The sequence below is a fragment of the Persicitalea jodogahamensis genome (genome assembly GCF_014651615.1).
GTDB lineage: Bacteria > Bacteroidota > Bacteroidia > Cytophagales > Spirosomataceae > Persicitalea > Persicitalea jodogahamensis.
Window position 1 is genome coordinate 242,264 of sequence record NZ_BMXF01000005.1, and the last position, 19,071, is coordinate 261,334.

15 protein-coding genes and 1 tRNA gene are annotated in these 19,071 nt (G+C 51.7%); 5 read left to right on the top strand and 11 right to left on the bottom strand.

Annotation, left to right across the window (positions count from 1 at the left end; genetic code table 11):
- The first annotated feature begins 155 nt into the window (after positions 1–155).
- A complete protein-coding gene (locus IE117_RS22185) occupies positions 156–305 on the top strand; it encodes a hypothetical protein (RefSeq protein WP_189567390.1) in 150 nt (49 codons plus the stop codon).
- Between the two features lie 532 nt (positions 306–837).
- On the opposite strand, the gene IE117_RS22190 is transcribed toward IE117_RS22185, so the two are convergent.
- The 4 genes from IE117_RS22190 to rpoN form a co-directional block, all read right to left on the bottom strand.
- Positions 838–911, bottom strand: a tRNA-Arg gene (locus tag IE117_RS22190).
- Positions 912–1,000: 89 nt separating this feature from the next.
- A complete protein-coding gene (locus IE117_RS22195) occupies positions 1,001–1,780 on the bottom strand; it encodes an enoyl-CoA hydratase/isomerase family protein (protein WP_189567392.1) in 780 nt (259 codons plus the stop codon).
- 112 nt (positions 1,781–1,892) lie between these two features.
- Positions 1,893–2,567 (bottom strand): hypothetical protein, encoded by a 675-nt coding sequence (locus tag IE117_RS22200; protein ID WP_229581298.1) that lies wholly within the window; start codon positions 2,565–2,567, stop codon positions 1,893–1,895.
- Positions 2,568–2,701: 134 nt separating this feature from the next.
- Entirely contained in the window at positions 2,702–4,153 is a 1,452-nt protein-coding gene (gene rpoN, locus IE117_RS22205) for an RNA polymerase factor sigma-54 (RefSeq protein ID WP_189567394.1), read from the bottom strand.
- Between the two features lie 341 nt (positions 4,154–4,494).
- On the opposite strand from rpoN, the gene asnS reads away from it, so the two are divergent.
- The 4 genes from asnS (at position 4,495) to hemH (ending at position 9,216) form a co-directional block, all read left to right on the top strand.
- Positions 4,495–5,946, top strand: coding sequence for an asparagine--tRNA ligase (gene asnS / locus IE117_RS22210; RefSeq protein ID WP_189567395.1), 1,452 nt, complete (start codon positions 4,495–4,497; stop codon positions 5,944–5,946).
- 134 nt (positions 5,947–6,080) lie between these two features.
- Positions 6,081–7,166 (top strand): complex I subunit 1/NuoH family protein, encoded by a 1,086-nt coding sequence (locus IE117_RS22215; RefSeq protein WP_189567397.1) that lies wholly within the window; start codon positions 6,081–6,083, stop codon positions 7,164–7,166.
- 146 nt (positions 7,167–7,312) lie between these two features.
- Positions 7,313–8,077, top strand: a complete 765-nt coding sequence (locus tag IE117_RS22220; RefSeq protein WP_189567398.1) for a hypothetical protein — start codon at positions 7,313–7,315, stop codon at positions 8,075–8,077.
- Positions 8,078–8,148: 71 nt separating this feature from the next.
- Positions 8,149–9,216 carry a ferrochelatase gene (gene hemH, locus IE117_RS22225; RefSeq protein ID WP_189567400.1) on the top strand — a complete coding sequence of 356 codons (1,068 nt, stop codon included), beginning with the start codon at positions 8,149–8,151 and terminating at the stop codon, positions 9,214–9,216.
- 67 nt (positions 9,217–9,283) lie between these two features.
- Here the strand turns inward: hemH and IE117_RS22230 are convergent, their stop codons facing one another.
- The 7 genes from IE117_RS22230 to IE117_RS22260 form a co-directional block, all read right to left on the bottom strand.
- A complete protein-coding gene (locus IE117_RS22230; RefSeq protein WP_189567402.1) occupies positions 9,284–9,676 on the bottom strand; it encodes a RidA family protein in 393 nt (130 codons plus the stop codon).
- 38 nt (positions 9,677–9,714) lie between these two features.
- Positions 9,715–10,542 carry an MOSC domain-containing protein gene (locus IE117_RS22235; protein ID WP_189567404.1) on the bottom strand — a complete coding sequence of 276 codons (828 nt, stop codon included), beginning with the start codon at positions 10,540–10,542 and terminating at the stop codon, positions 9,715–9,717.
- A 10-nt stretch (positions 10,543–10,552) separates the two neighbouring features.
- A complete protein-coding gene (locus IE117_RS22240; protein WP_189567406.1) occupies positions 10,553–11,392 on the bottom strand; it encodes a 1,4-dihydroxy-2-naphthoyl-CoA synthase in 840 nt (279 codons plus the stop codon).
- A gap of 233 nt (positions 11,393–11,625) precedes the next feature.
- Positions 11,626–13,167 (bottom strand): RagB/SusD family nutrient uptake outer membrane protein, encoded by a 1,542-nt coding sequence (locus tag IE117_RS22245; RefSeq protein WP_189567408.1) that lies wholly within the window; start codon positions 13,165–13,167, stop codon positions 11,626–11,628.
- An 82-nt stretch (positions 13,168–13,249) separates the two neighbouring features.
- The gene (locus IE117_RS22250) at positions 13,250–16,585 is read right to left on the bottom strand and encodes a SusC/RagA family TonB-linked outer membrane protein (RefSeq protein ID WP_189567410.1); all 3,336 of its coding nucleotides are present in this window, start codon (positions 16,583–16,585) and stop codon (positions 13,250–13,252) included.
- 167 nt (positions 16,586–16,752) lie between these two features.
- A complete protein-coding gene (locus IE117_RS22255) occupies positions 16,753–17,631 on the bottom strand; it encodes a hypothetical protein (protein ID WP_189567412.1) in 879 nt (292 codons plus the stop codon).
- A 4-nt stretch (positions 17,632–17,635) separates the two neighbouring features.
- On the bottom strand, positions 17,636–18,901 hold the full coding sequence (locus IE117_RS22260) for a YdcF family protein (RefSeq protein ID WP_189567414.1): 1,266 nt from the start codon (positions 18,899–18,901) through the stop codon (positions 17,636–17,638).
- Positions 18,902–19,071 lie beyond the last annotated feature (170 nt).

Consider the following 19,071-nt stretch of genomic DNA (forward strand, 5'->3'; position numbering starts at 1 on the left):
TTTGATTAACTCAAATTCATATAAGGTAAATGGGATACAATCAATACCACGGCCATAAAAGCAGATTATAATAAGTATTCAATGCTTCCCTACGATACTATACTTTCCAGTCCAGAACTCATTTAGAAAGCTTGCTGAAATGGCCATATGACAATTTGGAATCCATAAATGAGGTGGATGATAACACCAAAGTTGGTATTGAAAAACTAAAAAAAATAGCTCACCGCACTTGGCAGGCAGCTAATCCTGAGGAGGAGGAAGAATTTACAATTACCACAGTTCAGGATTTCCTAGGGGGACTTTAGGTCGTTGGCAAATGTGTAGTTTCCAATTTGTGTAACATCAATCTTCCTCTTACACTCTTTGATCCAGAATAATTTCCACAGAAAAGGGGAGGGTTTGACTGCCCAAGAACTAGATTAGTTCGCAACGAATTCGGCGCCGAGAAGAGAAGGAAAATATATTCCTTCTGAAAGCCTAAAAAGGAAGATCGGGTGATAGCTATACCAAATGAAAGGATAAGTCATTTTGAGGATATTCCAGAAACTCAGAAGAAATTGGGCCAGATTGCCCAGCCTATTTCTGGCAATGAGGAACCTGTGCGTAATACCTATATTGATATCCTACTTCGAGAAGTCAGATGGGATTTAGAGAAATCTAGTGTTCGAAAGTTTTGATTAGATCTTTAGACTGAACCAAATCTAATACTATTGAAAACCCAGCGAAGGAATTAATAGACTTCTATACTTCCCATATACCTCCCAATCCGGGCGAGTTTGTGGGCGAGCCAAACAAAAAAGCACCTGGCATATAAACGCCAGGTGCTTTACTTTCAAGTGATTCTGTAGGGATTCGAACCCCAAACCTCCTGATCCGTAGTCAGGTGCTCTATCCAATTGAGCTACAGAACCATTCCGCTAATGGGACTGCAAAAGTAGTGGATGATTGGGTTTTCACCAAAACAATTTTTCGTTTTTTATAAAAAGTCTTTTCCTGATCACTACAATCCCTGAAAATCCGATTTCCGCTTTTGTAAAAAAGCCATGATACCTTCGGCGGTATCGCGCGATTGGCCCAGCACGTCTTGCTCCCGCGCTTCCACTTCCAGCATGGTTTCCAGATCGGAATCGAAGGATTGGTTGAGAGCCCGCTTCATGGCGCCGATGGCTCGCGTGGGTGCATGACGGTAGTAAGCGACGGTTTCAGCCACGGCGGCATCTAGCTCAGCGGCAGGTACGGTGCGTTGCACCATTCCTATTTGCATAGCTTCGGGACCATACACCCGGCGGCCCGTGGAGGCCAGGTCGAAGGCGCGGGCCGTGCCAACCAGGCGGGGTAGAAAAAAAGTAGAACCGGCGTCGGGCATCAGACCGATTCCCACGAAAAGTTGGGCGAAGTAGGCTTCTTCGGGCATGATGACCACATCGCAGGCTAAGGCAAGCGAACAGCCTGCCCCCGCCACCAATCCGTTGAGGCGGCACACAACGGGCTTGGGAATGTTCCGCAAGGCACGAATCATGGGATTGTAACGGCTGCGCAGGGCGTCGCCCATGCTGGGGTTTTCTCCCAGTCCTGCTTTCAGGTCGGCTCCAGAGCAGAAGGCTTTGTCGCCCGAGCCGGTAAGAAGCAGCACTCGCACGGAGTCATCAGCACCGGCGGCATTGACGGCCCGGGTTATTTCCTGAATAAGATCAGGGCTAAGGGCATTGTGCACCTGCGGGCGGTTGAGGGTGATGCGCGCCACGCCATCAGTCGCTTCGTAAATGAGGTTCTTGTACATACTGAATCAGGGTTAGGTAGAAAATGATGGGGTCAAGGATATGGGCAAACTGGCGTATCCGGCACCTTTCAGTTGTCGGGGTGCTCATTCCTTGAAGCCGAAGTTTTTACTCTTAAAAGAACAAAAACACTGCCACCATACTGACTGCCACGCCCAGAGCCAATCCGGCGGAAACCTGGGCGGGTGTGTGGGCATTAAGGTACAAGCGCGCGCTCAGCAGAAAACCAGTGACGATAACACTAACGACGAAAGGAAGGAATAATGCAAAGTCGCCGTAACGCAGAATAACGCCACCCAACGCTCCTAAACAGCCTCCCATACCCGTAGCATGGGCGCTGATCTGCCAGCTCAGGCTGATTAAGGCCACGAAAATCAGTGAAACCGTGATGCTGCCCAGCACGATGGAAATCTGCGGAGCCAGTTCGCTGACGGGCTGAAACTGCCAGCCAAACAGGTAAGTACTCAAAGCATAAATCATCAGGGTGACCAAGTAGGGCAACCGACGGTCACGCAGGGTCTGTAGCTGCAGGCTTTTGACAAAACCCAGCCGATGCATATAGAAGATGACCAACGCCGGAGCCACAAAAGTATTCAGGAAAAGCAGGACCAGAAGACTGATTCGCGCTGATAAACTTAGTGCAACTACACCCACCAATTCGGGGGTCAGGCCAAAAAGAATGGCGAAGATATAGGTGGGGAGCAGCAGCGGGTGCAGGATGACAGACAGGAAAAAGGCAAGGCGGTGGCTCAACTCAGCGTGTTTCTGTTTTAATTTCTGAAACAGCAAAAGTAGTAGTTCTGTTGAGTAGTTGTGTCGTTTATTTGTCCAGGCTGGTTCGCCGCCTTCCTGTAAAGCCAGGTATTTCCCTGAATAGATCCTCCCCTCCAGACACCCCCACAAATATACACCCAGGCAAAATCTTAAATCTGTTTTCGGAGCCGTGCCACGGGGATATTAAGCTGCTCGCGGTACTTGGCTACAGTACGGCGGGCGATGTTATAGCCTTTGGCATTGAGTAGTTTTTCCAGCTTGTCGTCCGAGAAAGGTTTGCGCTTAGGTTCGCTTTCGATCAGTTCGCGGAGGATATTTTTGACCTCGCGGCTGCTGGCATCCTCTCCGGAGTCGGTGGCAATACCCTCGGAGAAGAAATATTTGAGCGGATACAAGCCGAATTCGGTTTGTACGCACTTGCTGCTGGCCACCCGCGAGACCGTCGAAACATCCATGTCGATGATCGTGGCTATATCTTTCAGAATCATCGGACGAAGCCTGGTTTCGTCGCCATCCAGGAAGAAATCGTACTGGTAGTTCAAAATGGCTGACATGGTGCGCATAAGTGTGGCCTGCCGCTGCCTGATGGCGTCAATAAACCATTTGGCCGAATCCAGTTTTTGCTTCACGAAGGTTGCCGTCTCACGGACGCTCTTGTTGGTTTTATCGCTTTTGTGATAAGTATCCAACATGTCGGCAAAAGTGCGATTGATGCGCAGCTCAGGGGCATTCCGGGCGTTGAGCGTCACTTCCAGGTTGCCGTTGTGGTTGCTCAGAATAAAATCGGGCGTCAGATAGTGCGATCGGTCGTCGTCGCCCTCCACTGAGCCGGGCTTGGGATTGAGTTTGGTAATGAGCGTCAGGACGTCATAGGCTTCCTGACTAGATATGCCTAGCCGCCGCTGTATTTTCTCATAATGTTTTTTAGAGAACTCCTCGAAATAATGCTCGATCGTCTGTAAGGCTAATTGCACGGTCACGTCGGACTGGTCCCGGCGTCGAAGCTGCAATAGCAGACATTCCTGTAGTCCACGGGCACCGATCCCTGCAGGTTCGAGAGCCTGAACCATTTTCAGAATACGCTCCAGCTCGCATTCGGTTGTGTAAATACCCTGCGTAAAAACCAGGTCGCTGGCGATGGACTTGAGCGCCCTCCGCAGGTAGCCGTCGTTTTCGATACTGCCCAACAGATGCAACCCCAGAAAACGCTCCTGCTCAGTAAGGTGCAGGAAGCCAAACTGCTGAAACAGGCTATCATGAAGGGTCATGCGCGTAGCGACAGGAAATTCCCGGTCCTCGTCATTATTGTAGGAGCCATCGCCATACATTTTGTAGCCCCCCATATCCTCATGCTGCAGGTAGGTATCCAGATCGAGGTCGTCATGGGTACTTTCCTCATAATCGTTCCCGTCCATTTCCTCGAGTTCGTACTCATTCTTGGGAACCTCCTCCTGTCCCTCCTCAAGCGCTGGATTTATCTCTAGTTCTTCCTTAATGCGGGCATCCAATTCGGCGGTAGGAACCTGAAGTAACTTGATAAACTGAATTTGCTGCGGCGAAAGCTTCTGCAGAAACCCCTGGTTAATTATAAGTTTTTGCATGAGTCAGTAAAGATTGTTCATAGTGGATTTCAGGTTTTCATTCTGGCCTCAGGCATCCTCTTCCCGATTATTAGTTACTTCTTTATCAATATTAATGCCAATTTATAGTTTCGCCTTTAATTAGTAACCTTTTATTATTCGATTTTTTACAAACTGTTATTTATCAGCATTTTATATGGTTATTTATTTATGAGGCAGTCTAGTTTCCGACCTGCTGTAAGCACGATTTGGCAGCACACAAAGTATTAGCATAGGTTTTAGATGGCTAATTTGTAATTTCGCGCCCTATCTGACGATGCCCCGATCTTATACATTGTCCATCATTCATTGTCATCAACTAAATGGGTCCTATACAGATCAACCAAATCCTGAAGAGTGCCGAAGTCGGCCAACCCGTGGAGATAAAAGCCTGGGTGCGTACCAAGCGCGAAAGCAAAAACGCCATTTTTATCTCTCTCAACGACGGTTCCACGCTGCACAACATTCAGGCCGTAGCTGAGCCGGGGCAATTTCCCGAATCCACTCTGCGCCTTATTACGACGGGTGCCTGCCTCAAAGTCACGGGCACCCTGGTAGAATCTTTGGGTTCAGGACAAGCCGTAGAGGTAAAAATGCAGGATGTCCTGATATACGGAACTGCCGACCCTGAGGATTATCCGCTGCAACCCAAAAAGCACTCGCTGGAATTTTTGCGGGAAATTGCACACCTGCGGCCCCGAACCAATACCTTCTCGGCTATTCTCCGAATTCGGCACGCTCTGGCTTTTGCCGTACACAAGTATTACAACGACAACGGTTTTTTCTACCTCCACACGCCGATCATTACGGCCTCCGACGCCGAGGGGGCGGGCGAAATGTTCCGCGTCACGACGCTGGACGCCGGCGAGCCCCCCCGCGACGAAACCGGGAAGGTCGATTACAAAGAAGACTTTTTTGGTCGCGAAGCCAATCTGACCGTTTCGGGCCAGCTCGAAGGCGAGTTGGGGGCTTTGGCCTTGTCCAAGATTTATACCTTCGGTCCCACGTTTCGGGCCGAAAACTCCAATACCACCCGCCACCTGGCGGAATTCTGGATGATCGAGCCGGAAATGGCTTTCTTTGATCTGAACGACAACATGGATCTGGCGGAGGATTTCGTCAAGTACGTGATTCGGTACGCCCTCGACAACTGTGTCGATGACCTCGAATTTCTCGAAAAACGCCAGGCGGAGGAAGAGAAAAGCAAGCCGCAGGCTGAGCGCTCTATGCCCCTGACCGAAAAATTGCGATTCGTCGTGGATAACCCCTTTGAGCGACTCACGTACACGGAGGCGATCAAGATTCTGGAAAACTCCAAGCCGCACAAGCAGAAAAAATTTCAGTATCACGTGGAGTGGGGCGTGGACCTGCAGAGCGAGCATGAGCGCTATCTCGTCGAGAAGCATTTCAAAAAACCTGTGATCCTGACCAACTACCCGCGTTCGATCAAGTCTTTTTACATGAAAGTGGACGAGGCCTCCGACGCGGCGCCCGCCCCTACCGTCCGGGCGATGGACGTGCTGTTCCCCGGCATCGGCGAAATTATCGGCGGCAGCCAGCGTGAAGAGAACTACGATGTGCTCCTCGAACGCGTCCACGAGGTCGGCATTGATCCCGACATAATCTGGTGGTACCTTGAAACCCGTAAGTTCGGCACGGCCCCGCACTCAGGCTTCGGCCTGGGCTTCGAACGCCTGGTCCAGTTCGTTACGGGTATGGGGAACATACGTGATGTGATTCCTTTCCCGCGTTACCCGAAAAGCGCAGAGTTTTAATTTGAGTGGCAAAGTACCCAAGTGCCCGAGTGAGTATTTAAATACTAAAACCTCTGCCGGACATACTCCGCATCCGGCGTCAGCCCACTTTGGTACTTTGCCACTCTGGAACTTTACCACTTCAAAGAATCCCCATGCTCTTTACGCTCCTCATCTTCCTCCTCATGGTACCCGGCTTCGTGGTCGTGGGGGTGTATCTTGAGCGGAAGGTTTCGGCATTTATCCAGGATCGGATGGGGCCGATGGAGGTAGGGAAATGGGGGCTGCTGCAACTTATCGCCGACTTATTAAAGCTACTGCAGAAGGAAGACATCGTTCCCAAAGCTGCCGACAAATGGCTGTTTCTGGGCGCTCCGTTCATTATATTCGCGGCTGTGTTTGCAGCCTATGCGGTTATGCCCATGGCACCGGGACTGAGCGGTTCGGGGGCGGCGGTAGGTGTGTTTTATCTGATTACCATCTTATCGGTAGATGTCATCGGGATTTTGATGGCGGGCTGGGGTTCCAACAACAAGTACTCGCTCTTCGGCGCCATGCGCTCAGTCGCACAGATCATCAGCTACGAAGTACCCCTTGGCCTGAGCGTACTTTGCGTGGTGATGCTCACCCAAACCCTCGATCTGCAGGTGATCAGTTTTCAGCAGGGGATCTATTCTTTGGAACCGATCTACCTTTTTGGGTTAAAAGATTTGGGAGTTGACGTGACGCATGTGGGCGGTTTTTTATCCTGGAACATCGTCAGAAACCCATTTTTGCTGATCGTGTACGTTATTTTTTTCATTGCCTCACTGGCTGAATGCAACCGTGCGCCCTTCGACCTTCCCGAGGGCGAATCGGAGCTGGTTGGCGGCTTTCATACGGAGTACTCAGGGATGCGCTATGCGCTGCTCATGCTGTCGGAATACGGGATGATGCTGCTGGTATCGTTGCTGGGGGCTGTGCTTTTTCTGGGTAGTTGGAATACGCCATTCCCGAACATCGGCCCTGTCCGGCTGGCCGACTGGACAAGCGGCGAGCCGGGTACCTGGCTGGGATACATATCAGGGGCGTTTTGGCTTTTATCCAAGGCCTTGCTGGGCGTGCTGGTACAAATGTGGGTTCGCTGGACGCTGCCACGGCTGCGTGTGGATCAGCTTATGTACTTGGGCTGGAAGGTGCTCACGCCCGTAGGGTTGGTGCTTTTCTTTGTATCGGGGGTGTGGAGGTTATTGGGAGTTTGAGGCCCTAGTTTGTTCTCCTTCGTCTTTTTCTGGCCAGACACATCCGGTTTTAAAATTCGCAACCCGCTTTTTTCGCACAAAATGCCCCCTTTTTCAGTTATACAGAAGGCTAATCAAAAACCATTAAGTCGCTAAAATCGAAATCAATGAAAAAACACTTCCTCTTCCTCGTCTTATTTATTGGCGGCCTGACTGTTTCGTCAAATGCCCAAAAATCTTCCAACCCGGCGGCCAAAGGCTTCAATACGGCCGGATCTGACGCCAAGGCGATTGCCTTGGCCGATGCAGCGATGGACGCCATGGGCGGCCGCAAAAACTGGGACAACACCCACTACATCACCTGGAATTTCTTTGGAAACCGCCGTCTTACCTGGGATAAGTGGACAGGTGACGTGCGCGTTGAGAACCTGAAAAATGACCAAACTGTGCTGCTGAACGTCAATACAGACAAAGGCCGCGTAATGAAAAACGGTCAGGAAATCACTCAGCCCGACTCCGTGGACAAGTACGTAAAGCAGGCCAAGAGTGCCTGGATCAACGACTCTTATTGGTTGGTAATGCCTTACAAACTAAAAGATTCGGGCGTAACGCTGAAATACATGGGTGAGGACAAAACCGAAGACGGGGCTGCTGCCGAAAAGATTCAGATGACTTTTGAAAACGTCGGCGATACTCCCCAGAACAAATACTATGTCTGGCTCAGCCCCGATTCCAAAATGGTGACACAATGGGCCTATTTTGCCAAAGCCGAAAACGACAAGCCCAACTTCACCATGCCCTGGAAAGCATACAAACCCTACGGCAAAGTGATGCTTTCGGGAGACCGGGGACAGCGACAGTTGACCGATATTCAGGTCTTTGATAAGCTACCAAAGTCCGTTTTCGAATCTTTCGAGAAGCCGACTTTCTGAATCAGGGGCAGGGCGCCCCTGTCTGCTCATCTGCCTTAACAAGAGGTCTTTCAGTAGTAATTTCCTAAAAGATGAATATCCAAACTTCACCCACTACCCACACTACTACCAAAAAAAGCATCGGAAAAACGGGCGTCCTGATCGTGAATCTCGGAACGCCGGATAGCCCGAATACGCCCGATGTACGCAAGTACCTGCGCGAATTCCTGATGGACGGCCGTGTAATCGACATTTCATACACGTCGCGCTGGATGTTGATAAATCTCATTATTGCGCCTTTCCGGGCACCGAAGTCGGCCAAGGTTTATAAAGAACTGTGGACCGAAGCGGGCTCGCCACTGAAAACTTACGGTGTCGCAGTGGAAGAAATGCTTCAGAAGGCGCTGGGAAATGAGTATGTAGTGAAGCTGGCTATGCGGTATCAAAGCCCCAGCATAGAGAATAGCCTGGCCGAACTACAGCAGTTGGGACTTTCCAAAATCACCGTTATCCCATTTTTTCCGCAGTATGCCTCCGCCTCCACAGGTTCGGTCTATGAAGAAGTCATGCGGGTGCTGAGCCAGTGGCAGGTCATGCCGGAGCTACGTTTTGTCAACCGTTTCCTGGATCACCCAAAATTCATTGAAGGTTTTGTACAGGCGGGCAAAAAGTACTTAGCCGAGCGCGACTACGATCATATTCTGTTTAGTTACCATGGCTTGCCGGAGCGGCAAATCCTGAAAGGCGACTACACCGGCAAACAATGCAAGCTAGGTAGTTGCTGCGATACTGCGAACAGGCACAACCAGTTCTGCTACCGTGCTCAATGCTTTGAAACGACGCGCCTGCTAGTGAAGGAACTGGGCCTGGAAGAGGGCACCTACACGACGGCTTTCCAGTCGCGCCTGGGCAAAACGCCCTGGATAAAGCCTTACACTGACGATATTATTAAAGAACTGGCCGGCCGCGGTATCAAGAGCGTTCTGGCATTTTCACCTTCCTTCGTGGCCGACTGCCTGGAAACGACTATCGAAATCGGCGACGAATACAAGGAGCTGTTCGAAGAACAGGGTGGTGAGCACTGGCAATTGGTCGAAAGCTTGAACGACAGCAAAATATGGGTCGAAACGCTGGTTGATTTGGTGAAGCAGGAAGCGTGATCATCCGATTGCCCCAAATTTGCACGCTTCCTGCCGCTTATTCATTATCAGTGCATTGATACGCTGATTATTTGGCGGGCATAGTAAAAATAGCGTCGATCTCGACTTTCAACCCCTCAGCCAGCACTGACTGCACCGTAGTGCGGGCGGGTTTGATGCCTGTGAAGTACGAAGCATACACTTCGTTGTAACGGGCAAAATCGTTAATGTCAGCCAAGTGCACCGTACATTTCAGGACATCGTCAAGTGTCAGGCCTACCTGGCTGGCGATGGCTTTGATATTTTCCAGCGTCAGGCGGGTTTCTTCTTCAATCGTACCTAGCTTAAAGGTATTATTGGCAAAATCCACCGCTGCCTGGCCGCTCACAAACAGCAGGTCGCCACAAACGACACCGTCGGAATAGGCTCCTGTGCTGAAATCAGGATCACGCTGGGGGTGGGTCACTCTTTGCTTTTCCATAGTTCTTGGGTACTTCTGGTTAATTAGTCAGTGTTTTTTTATACTAAGATTATTTCATCGCCGACACGCACTTCGCCTGTGCCCGTGTGAATGAGATCCCGGCCAAAGTAAATCTTCCTGTCCTTCAAACGGTATTTGGATAGCGTAGCCAGCGGTTCACGGCTCGTGGCGACTCCGGTGACAGGATCGACGTTCGGCACATTGCAGCGCGCGCAGTTTTCCAGCCCGGTGAAAGACACGCCGTTGATGGTAAAATCAATGATTTCGTCTTCCTGATAAGGTGCGCCACCCGTAAACACAATATTAGGCCGGAAGCGAGCCATGGCCAGTTCGTCTGTTCCCGGCGCGGAGTTCGCAAGGTACCGTTCGTTGAGATCGCGCAGGGAAGCCTCGCCAATCATCAAAAAAGGGTGAGCATCAGCAAACGAGGTCACCTTACCCGCCGGTCGGAAACCCGAACTGGCTTCAACCGGCCGGAGGCTTTCGTCCGGCATATACACCAGTCGGCACTTGATTCCCAGCACCTCGCTGAACCACGCATTTGCATCCGGGCCAAGACCGTGCGCGTCCACTTTTTCCTTCCAAACCGTTACGGTTCGGTCAGCGGCACCCTCGGGTTGCGCCGGAATAATCAGATCCTCGATTTTATAGTCCAGCGAAGCAATGCGTAGCATTTCGCTCTCCAACGAAGGCTGCAGCAGCCACATTTTTGGAAAATTACGGATAGTCAGAAACTTATCGTTCTCATCCGTGAGCATGAAGCGTCGGTCATTCGCAAAACCCCGGTCGGTCACCACAGCCGATGACACGGCAATGCCCCCAAGCGATTTGATGGGAAACAGGTAAAGCTGGCTTACGGTAAGCATGTGCGTTTGTTTAAGAATGCTTGGGAAATTGATCAAAATCCGGCTTTCTCTTTTCGAGAAAAGCATCCCGTCCTTCCCGCGCTTCGTCGGTCATGTAGCCCAGTCGGGTGGCTTCACCCGCAAAAATCTGCTGCCCGACCATGCCATCGTCCACAAGATTGAAGGCGAATTTGAGCATTCGGATCGCCATTGGGCTTTTTTCCAGAATCTCCTGCGCCCATTGGTAGGCGGTGGCTTCCAGTTCGTCGTGCGGCACCACGGCATTGACCATGCCCATGTCGAAAGCTTCCTGCGCCGAGTAGCTGCGGCCCAGAAAGAAAATCTCCCGCGCCCGCTTCTGCCCAATCTGGCGGGCGAGGTAGGCCGAGCCATAGCCCGCATCGTAACTGGCCACGTTGGCGTCAGTCTGTTTGAAGATAGCGTGTTCTTTACTGGCCAGCGTCAGGTCACAAACTACGTGCAGGCTGTGTCCGCCACCCACCGCCCAGCCCGGCACCACGGCGATGACGGGCTTGGTCATAAAACGGATTTGGCGCTGTACTTCCAGAATATTCAGGCGGTCCAGGCCGTCGTTGCCCTTGTAACCCGCCTTGTCACGGAATTTCTGATCACCGCCGGAGCAGAAGGCATACACGCCGTCTTTAGCCGGGCCTTCGCCCGAGAGCAGCACTACGCCGATAGTGCCGTCATTGCGGGCATCGTCAAACGCATCCAGCAGTTCAAAGACGGTGCCGGGCCGGAAGGCATTGCGGACATCGGGACGATTGAAAGCAATGCGGGCGACGCCGTTCAGCTTTTTGTAGGTAATATCTTCGTATTCTTTGGCAGTCTGCCAGTTTGGTTCTTGCATTTTCAAAGGAAAGTTGAGAGTTGGTGTTTGAAAATCATCGATTTTCCGTGGTTCTCGCTTCAAATAACTGAAATTTTAACAAAAAAGGCGTCTTGAATTATTGTTTTCGTGTGAAAACGATAATTCAAGACGCCAACTCTGTCTGTAAAAAATGAATTTAGCTTAACGGATATGTGAACCCATTTTTGATAAAGCAAATGTGGTCCGTTGCCCCTTAGCTAGTGCCAACCGAATCAGTATCCCGTATTCTGGTACATTGCTTCGGGATTGAGCTTGTACTCATCGAACGGAATAGGGTAGTAGCGATCCTTGGGGCCAAAATTGGAAAGCTTGGCCAGGCCATAGTCCGACTGGCTTTTGGCTTTGAAATAACTGACTAACTCTGCATCACTGAAAAAGCGCAACAAATCGTACCAGCGCTGGTTTTCGAAGGCCAGCTCCACGCGGCGCTCGTGCAGGATGGCGAGTTTCAGGGTAGGGAATCTGGCAGCGTAGTCAGAGTTGTTTTTAGCGATTTCGTAGCGCGGCAGTCCGGCGCGTTCGCGCACCTGATCGAGGTAGCCGATGGCAGCGGCGTTGTCGCCCAGATACAGGTTGACCTCAGCCAGCATTAAAATTACATCCGCGTAGCGTAGCAGAATCCAGTCGTTACCACCGTAGCCGTTTGTCGTGGCGGTGGCGCTGTTGTCGCGGAATTTGGTGATGAAATAATCTTTGACAATGGGATCATTGGCGTACTTGATGGAAAAATCCTTACGCACATCACCCGTCTCGTAGGCTTTCACCAGATCCGGCTTTACGTTGGTTCCCGCACCATTGGAAGTGAAAAGGGAATTGATCGTTTCACCCTTTGCCTGGTTATTGCGGGCAATCGACGACGAGTAGTTGATGTCGCCCTGCTTGTTCACGATCTGGAAAATCAGCTCAGGATTGGTCGTCTTCTTATTCACGTCGAACACATCGGCGTAAGGAATCTCCTTCAATTGCCCGAAAGCACGCATGGTGTAGGCCGCCAGCAGGTAGGTTTTAGCTTCATTCAGATTCGTATTGCGGTTGGCTGCATCGAGCGTAGCAGCCATTGTCAGGTACACTTTGCCCAGCAGGGCGCTACCGGCGGCTTTGGATACGCGGCCCTTATTGGCGGCATTTTGCAAATTGGGCAGCGAACTGGCCACGATATCTTTCAAATCGGTCACGATCTGCTGATAAACTACCTCCTTTTTCTCACGAAAAGTACTGGCGTTCACCTCGTCGGTGGTATTGAGAGGTTTGGTGACCAAAGGTACATCGCCCCATTTGCGCACCAGTTCAAAGTAGATGAGTGCCCGCAGAAACTTGGCTTCGGCCTGGTATTGCTCTTTCAGCTTTGGGTCCGAAAAATTCACTTTCTCGATTCCTTCCAACACTTGATTGGCGCGCGCAATGGTCTGATACAAGCCCAGCCAATGGTTTTTCAGGTACGTGTTACTAGGCAGCAGCGAGAAATCATTGAACTGGAACGGCTCGCCGGCGTTGGACTGGTTGTCGTTGCGCCCGGCATTGTCCGACCGCTCTTCATTGAACAGCGCGCTGGATTCGCCAACGCTATTGCCGCTACGCAGCGATTGGTAGATACCGTTGACGCCCAGCAGCACGTCATTTTCGTTGCGGTAGAAAGTAGAGGCCGCAACAGCATTGGGGTCCTGCAAGTCGATGAAATCCGTAGAACAGGAAGCAAGCACAGTCAGGGCGATGGCGAAAGCCGTGCTGCAGAAGGTAGTTTTTATATTTATCATGATGTTTCTAAAATGTGAAGTCGATACCAGACATCGAAGACCGGACTATCAATAACCATCCGGTATTCAATAGAGACAATACCTAAAAAGTGACTTTCGCGCCGATGTTGTAAGCCCGCGCCAGGGGGTACTTTCCGTAGTCCACGCCAGGGGTCAGGTTAGCGCCGTTGTTGTAATCCACCTCCGGGTTGTAGCCCAGGTACTTACTGAACGTAAAGGCATTATCCGCACTCACGTAGAGACGCAGGTTGCTGATAGCGTTACGCGTCAGGCTCGCCATGTTGGGTACATTGTAGCCCAGCATCAGGTTGGTGCAGCGCAGGAATGAGCCATTTTGCAGGTAAAAAGTCGATAGCCGTGTGCTGTTGCTCTGCGTGCCGCCACGTGCCGCCCGGTATACACTGCCATCGCCCGGCTGCTCTTCGGAGCGATAGCGGTCTACGACTTTCTGGTACTGATTGCCCGAGGCCTCCATATTGAACAGATAGTAATCCTGTCCGTCAAGTACCTGATTGCCATAACTGCCATTGAAAGATGAGGTAAAATCGAAATTGCGGTAGCGCGCCGACAGGGCGAACCCGTAGGTGAACTTGGGGTGAGGGCTACCGATGACGCGCTTGTCGTTGTCATCGACCACACCGTCGCCGTTGACATCCTCAAAATACAGGTCCCCAGGCCGGAGTGGGTTAGAGGAAGCCAGCGAACGGGCGGGGCCTTTCAGGACGTAACCTTCGGGAAACGACTTGGTGGACGTGTTGTAGTTGGCGTTGTCGATGGCGATATTTTCCATGTCCGCTTCGCGCACCATACCTTTCACCTTAAAACCGTAAAACATCCCGATGGGCTGACCTTCCTGCGTGATGTGCGTCAGGTACGAGCGCTCGGCCCCGTTGGTGATGATGGTGCTCGCGCCACCCATGTCCAGTACTTTGTTACGGTTCAGGGAAATATTTCCGCTGACGTTCAGGGTAAAATCCTGGTTGGCAATGGCTCGCGCATCTACCTGGATATCGAAGCCTTTGTTTTCTACTTTGGAATCGCGCAGGTTAGTCAGAATGGTGGACGTACCGGAAATGGCCGAAATAGGCTGGTAGAACAATAGGTTGAACGAGCGGCTCAGGTAATAGTTGGCGATGATCGACAGGCGGTCGTTCAGCAAGCCGATATCCGCCCCGAAGTTGAATTGCGATGTGGACTCCCAGCCCAAATCCAGATCCTTGATTCCCTCGGCCCACACGGCGGTATTGACCGTACCGTTGCCGAAGACCGCCCCGCCCGGCGTGGCGATCGTTTGCAGGAAGTTGTAGTTACCGATGTTATTATTGCCACTCAACCCCCAGCTACCGCGTAGTTTCAGCGTGCTCGATTTGCCGAAGCGATCCGCGTAGAAAGATTCATTGGAAATATTCCAGCCCGCCGACACCGAAGGGAAGTTACCCCAGCGATTATTAGGACCGAAACGCGACGAGCCGTCGGTGCGGAAGGAGGCCGTCAGGTAGTAGCGGTTGTCGTAGTTGTACACCGCCCGCGCCAGGTACGAAAGCAGCGTCCAGTCGGTTTTCCCTGTACCGTTGAGCATCGAAAAGTTAGTGGCATCAGCACCTTTGGCCGTGATTTCCTCGATACGGTCGTTCTGAAAACCATTAGCCCGCACCGCCAGTACGTCGCGGCTATTCTTCTGGGCGGTATAGCCCGCCAAAGCATCGAGGCTATGCAAGCCGAACTGCTTCCGATAATTGAGCGTGAACTCTGCCAGTTGATCCACCTGCGTTACCATCTGTGACTGGGCAAAAGCGGCCGCAACAGCCTGTGGTGAGCCGGGCGGGTTGGCCCCGCTACTCAGGCTGGTTGGACTGTAAAACTCGTATTTCTCGGAATAAGTCTGCATTCCCAGATTGACCTTGAAGTTCAGGTTGGGAATGATTTCGTAAGTCGCGAAGCCGTTGTACGTACCGCGCAGCCCCCGGCGGTTGATGTGCGTTTCGGTGGCCAGGGCCACGGGGTTTTCGATCGACTGAAAACCAAAACCCGAGCTAAGCGCAGCGGCTTCGTTCTTGGCCAAAGTACCATCCTCATTATAAGCCTTGAAAATGGGCATGTAAATCAGAGCTCCCAGGATCGGGCCCTGGTTAAAGCGCCCTTCCTGTACTTCGCGGTTGGTGTTGGACGTTACCGCCAGGTTGGCCCCCACTTTCAGTTTTTTGGTCAATTCCGCATCCAGATTGGTGCGGAAATTGAGCCGCTGCTGGGCTGTGCCGAGGATGATCCCCGGCTGGTCGAGATAGCCGCCGCTGACAGCGTAGCGAACCCCATTCTTGCCGCCGGTAAACGAAAGGTTATGCCGCTGCACCAGCGCGTTGCGGTACAATTCGTCCTGCCAGTCGGTGTTGTACTGTTGCGGCAGGGCCGTCTGGTTCGCAAAATCGTAGAGACTGGGGAGAATGCTCACTGACCCTGCACTACCCACGTTTCTGATGCGGGTAGCATTGTCATCGGAGTAGTTGGCGTCGGTGAAAGGCTTGCCGGCACTGACCATCAGGTCGCGGTAGGTGCCGTTGCGGGCGTCGATGAACAGTTGGGTGTATTCCGCCGAGTTCATCAACTTTACTTTTTTACTCAACTGATTTACGCCAAATTGATAATCATATTCCAGTCGCCCTTTGCCCTCTTTCCCGCGCTTGGTGGTGATGAGTACCACGCCGCCCGATGCCCGTGAACCATAGATGGCCGCCGAGGCGGCATCTTTCAGGATGTCGATGGACTCGATGTCGTTGGGATTGATGAAAATGTCGTTACCCGCCGGGTAGCCGTCAATCACGTAGAGCGGGTCCGAACTGGCATTGACCGAGCCAACGCCCCGCACCCGGATTTTAGTCGTATTATAAGGTGCTCCACTTACCTGCGAAATTTGCACCCCGGCTACTTTGCCCACCAGCGCCTGCCCGACAGTAGGCGAGGTCAGATTGAGTTCCTTGGCCTTCACGCTGGATACTGCGCCCGTCAGGTCGCTTTTGCGCAAAGTCTGATAGCCCACGGCCACTACTTCGTTGAGCATCAGCGCATCTTGCACCAGTGTGACGTCAAGATTCTGCTGGTTAGTTACAGGAATTTCCTGGGCAATGAAGCCCACGAAGGAAAACACCAGCGTCGAGCCAACTTCGGCATTCAAGGTGTAGTTTCCCGTTTCGTTGGTAACCGTTCCGCGGCTACTGCCCTTTTCCAGGACCGTCACGCCAATGAGCGGCTGCCCCGCCTCGTCCGTGACTTTCCCCGACACCAGGATCAAAGCCTGCCGTTCTGTGTTAGTGCGCGTCAAGGTACCTTTTTCCCTTATCGTTGCCTGGCCGGGAATTGCTATTCCGGCCAGCAGCGCTCCCGACAGCGCATAGGGTACGATTTTTAATAGTTGTTTTTTCATATCTTCCTCACCTCATTTTTTGGACTAAACCAATAAAAAAATACATTTGAATCTTGACTGATATGTCCCTTCCGGGACTCTCAATTCAAGCGCAAATGTATTTTCAGGCGATTACCCCAGCTAGAGATAAAGGTTAAGAAAATATGAAATTTAAGGGATAGGAATACTCAGAATTTAACATTCACGAAATGTACGTTGCTCCGGCGCGAGGAGGTAACGGCAATGCCCCTTTGGCCCTTGCCCAGCATCGTGAAGCCTTCCAGTTCGTCGGACTTTTCGATATCCTGAATGCTGAGAACGTGTGCTTCTCCTTTCGCCAGCGATTTTTCTAAATCCAGAAAGGTAAAGCGCCACTTGCGGCCTTCAATCTGGTTTTGGATTAAAACAAGTACTCCTTTTTCCGGTATCCAGTGCAGATTTTGGACCCAGGGTCCACAACTGAATTTCTTGTAAAGTACCCCCGGCTCGGAAGTCTTTTCGGCATTTTTTAGTTTTTCAGGATCGTAAAGCCGCACCTCGTTGCGCTTGTCGCCGTAGTCGGCGGTGGCAACGTACCACTTGCCCTGGTACTTCACGTACTCGGGCCGGGTACCCTGAATGCAGGCGTCGTCTTCGATGGTTTTCAGCAGGTTCCCGTCCAGCGTTCCCTGCTTTTTCAGTCCCGCCCAGTCCACCCGGTAGATAACCGCCTTCCACAAAGTACCCTCGGGATTGAGCCGAATGCTATTGCCCATAAAAAAGGGTTGCCCCGGCTGGTAGGCGATGCCCGTCGGATGGTTGATGACGTCTTGGCCGTCCACGGTCAGGCGGTATTCCTTTCCTGAATAAAGCAGGGAGTCGCCCTTAGCGACGTATTCGCGAATCATCCCCACGTCGCGGTCGCCGTAGAGCAGCACCTTATCATCAATGAAACTCACGCCCTGGCAGGCGCCCAAAGAGTCAATACTAATTGTATGGGAGATTTCGAGTTTATCTACAAAGAAATTACTAGCAATCAGGCTGCTAAACACACACAGACCAAAGGCGGCCACCATCGTATTTTTCATATTTCTAAGGATCAAGGGGTTCGTCATGGTCTATTTGCAGAGAATTCAGGGAGGGAAGAAACTCCAAATCGGTATCACTCAGCCGCTCACCCAGACGATAGGGTAAGTACCCGAGTTCACGGCGGCAACGCTCGGCAAAAGCAGCGGAACCGATACTCAGGCTTTGAGAACGGGTGGTGGTAATCAGGCCGGGTTTTTCGACGGGCATTCCGTAGCGGAAGAGGAGTCGGACGGTATTGCGCAGGTTGGTGGTCGTGTGCCGGGCGTGGGGTTCCAGGATGATCGCTTTCTCGGGAACGTGCAGCTCGTCCATGAGGTACTTTTTCATCTCGTAGGCTTCGCTGTATTGGGTCTTGAAGGGATGTACCCGTCCGCCCGAAACTACGATAAAAGGAGCCAGCCCCTCGAAGTACCGCAATGCTCCCAGGCGACAGCGCAGCATTCCGACCGGACTCAGAGCGACCGCTGGATCGGAAGGACCCGAACCGGGTACGAGGATAACGCTGTACTTGAATTTGCCCCAAGACGCCAGCGAATCGATGGACTTCGCATGGAGAAAAGCGGCTTTGTTTTCGGTGTAGCGAAGGGGTTCGTAATCGGCGGCTTCGCTGCGCCCGTTCACTTCCAGCCACAATAGGGCATATTGCATCGAAGGACCAAAGAACGAATTCCGGGTTTGTTCTTGTCGGAGTGTTTCCGTAACATCATAAGCCAACGTACCGAAGCTGCGGGATTTCACATCGAAGGCGATGGAGTCGATGGCGGGGTAGTTGGGCTTTTTGCCTTCGGCGTACACCTCTATTGTATGATTCAGGCCCTGCGCCTCCAACTCCCAGGCTTTGACCAGCAATTCTTCGGGAGAGAGTGAATCGTAGAGAATGTAAGTACCCGAAGGAATGAGGTCTTCGCTGACTAATTTTCCCAGACCATTGTCTTTTTTGTAAAGTGCAGAGAGTCGCCCGCTCACCAGTTTGATTTCGTCCTGCGTGAATTTCATCGGTCCCGTGTAGCAGCCTGCGTCGCCGCCGCATTCCTTTACTGCCCGGTTCAGGTGGTCGTTTTTCTTTTTATACAAACTGCGCAAGGCAGGATCATTCGTTAGAATCCGCGATGCCTCCGGGCTTTCCAGTAGAGCGAGGGCGTAGAAGATTTTTAGCTGAACAGTTGATGGATTATAAATGGGTTTGTAAGAGACCTGGGGGCCAGTTTGCTGGGCGTAGGCTTGGCTGCAAAAAAGTACCAGAATGAGTGTCGTCGGGCGGAGCCTCATGAGAGCGAATTAAATTCAGTCCGCAAAGAAAAAGGGTAGGTGTTACGCCAATGTTACGGGAAAATTAATCTTCCGAACAGTCTCCGTATTATTAGAATTGCCGTACGGCCGCGCAACTTCCCGAAAGTTCAAAACTTTCGGGAAGTTAGTTCATAGCATAGGAGGTTCGC